Source organism: Sphingomonas sp. URJC2 (genome assembly GCF_059803575.1).
In genome coordinates, this window is record NZ_JAPFGX010000077.1 from 1 (window position 1) to 2,338 (window position 2,338).

A 2,338-nucleotide genomic window follows, 5' to 3' on the forward strand; every position below is an offset into this window, starting at 1 on the left:
CCCACCCGGCCTCCCATAGCGTAACCTGCCGTTGGGAGGCCGGGTGGGGGTGCGGGCCGGTGCCGCCCCCGCGCCGCGAGGCGCGGCACAAACAACCCCGCCCCCCGCGCCGAGAGGCGCGCAGCAAAAAGCGGGGGCTGGTGCGCGCGGGACCGGTTCGATATTGGGCGGCCATCCCAGTCATCACGGATGAACGCCTTGACCATCTTTGCCCGTTTCACCGCCATCACCCATGACATTCTCGACCAGCTGACCCGCGACGGCCAGCTGCCGGCGGGGCTGGGGCGATCGGGCGTGGCGGTCGAGGCCCCGCGCGATCCCGCGCATGGCGATCTGGCGATCAACGCCGCGATGGTGCTGGCCAAGCCCGCCGGCACCAATCCGCGCGCGCTGGCGCAGCTGATCGTCGACCGGCTGGCCGCGCTGCCCGAGGTGGCGGCGGTCGAGATTGCCGGGCCGGGCTTCATCAATCTGCGCCTGATCGACGCCGTCTGGCGCGACGAGCTGGCGGCGATCCACCGGCTGGCGACCGATTATGGCCGGTCGGATCTGGGCGGCGGGCGGCGCGTCAATGTCGAATATGTGTCCGCCAACCCGACCGGGCCGATGCATATGGGCCATTGCCGGGGCGCGGTGGTCGGCGATGCGCTGGCAAGCCTGCTCGAGTTTGCCGGCCACCGGGTGATCCGCGAATATTATGTCAACGATGCCGGCGGCCAGGTCGATGTGCTCGCCCGGTCCGCGCATCTGCGCTACCGCGAGGCGCTGGGCGAGGCGGTCGGCGACATTCCCGAGGGCCTTTATCCGGGCGATTATCTGAAGCCCGTCGGCGCGGCGCTCGCCGCCGAGTTCGGCGATCGTTACCGCGCCGCGCCCGAGGCGGACTGGCTGGCGCTGTTCCGCACCCGTGCCGTCGCGGCGATGATGGACATGATCCGCGCCGATCTGGCGCTGCTCGGCATCCATCACGACGTGTTCTCGTCCGAAGCCGAGTTGCAGGCGGCGGGCAAGCCCGAGGCGGCCGAGGCGTGGCTGCGCGCGCGCGACCTTGTCTATGACGGGGTGCTCGAGGCGCCCAAGGGCGAGACGCCCGAGGATTGGGAGCCGGTCGAGCTGCCGCTGTTCCGCTCGACCCGGTTCGGCGACGATCAGGACCGGCCGATCCGCAAATCGACCGGGCAATGGACCTATTTCGGCGCCGACATGGCCTATCATTTCCAGAAGGCCGAGAATGTCGATGCGATGATCGACATCTGGGGCGCGGACCATGCCGGCACGGTCAAGCGGATCAAGGCGGCGGTCGCCGCGCTGACCGAGGACCGGGTGCAGTTCGACGTCAAGCTGATCCAGATGGTGCGGCTGCTGCGCGCGGGCGAACCGGTCAAGATGTCCAAGCGCGCGGGCAATTTCGTCACGCTCGCCGATGTGGTGCGCGAGGTCGGGCGCGATGTCGTCCGCTTCTCGATGCTCACCCGCAAGGCCGATGCGCAGATGGATTTCGACTTTGCCAAGGTGGTCGAAGCGTCGAAGGACAATCCGGTTTTCTATGTCCAATATGCCCATGCGCGCATCTGCTCGATCGGCCGCCGCGCCGCCGAGGCGGGGGTGGCGTCGGGCGCGGCCGACCGGGCGCTGCTCGACGCCGAGGATATGGCGCTGGTCAAGCTCGCCGCCCAGTTTCCGCGCATCGTCGAGGGGGCGGCGGTCGCGCGCGAGCCGCACCGGATCGCGTTCTTCCTCTATGATCTCGCCGCCGCCTTCCATGCCTATTTCAACGCCGGCAACGACCGGCCGGAACGGCGCGTGATCGTCGCCGGCAATGATGCGCTGACCGCCGCGCGGCTCGACCTGATCCACGGCGTCGGGCAGGTGATCCGCAACGGCCTGGCGGTGATGGGGGTCGCGGCTGCCGAGGAGATGCAGTGATGGGCGATTTCGACCGGGACGGCTATCTGCTGCGCGACGAGGACCGGCTCCCCTGGCTGGAGGCGGTCGATGACGAGGATGATCTCGCCCGGCCCGGCCTTGGCCGCATCGCCGCGCTGCTCATCGCCGGGCTGGTCGCGGTCGCCGCAGTTGTCGGCGGGGTCTGGTGGTGGCAGACCCGCCCGGTCGCGCCCGGCGGCGCGGGCGAGCTGATCGCGGCCCCTGCCGGCCCCTATAAGGTCCGCCCCGCCGATCCGGGCGGCATGGAGGTCGAGGGCAAGGGTGAGGCCGCGTTCCAGACCAGCGAGGGCGCGGACCCCAAGGGAGCGCTCGACCTGACGGCGTTACCCGAAGCGCCGGTCGCGCGCACGCCCGCCGCCCCGGCAGCGGCTGCGCGCCCGCCGGCCAGCAC

General features: G+C 70.6%; 1 protein-coding gene and 1 pseudogene. Both read left to right on the forward strand.

What is annotated here, in order from left to right; genetic code table 11:
- Positions 1-198 precede the first annotated feature (198 nt).
- Positions 199-1,926 (forward strand): arginine--tRNA ligase, encoded by a 1,728-nt coding sequence (gene argS, locus OPU66_RS14835; RefSeq protein ID WP_498554422.1) that lies wholly within the window; start codon positions 199-201, stop codon positions 1,924-1,926.
- A pseudogene (locus OPU66_RS14840) lies at positions 1,926-2,338 on the forward strand (SPOR domain-containing protein); the annotation flags it as partial. The gene argS and the pseudogene OPU66_RS14840, both read left to right, overlap by 1 nt.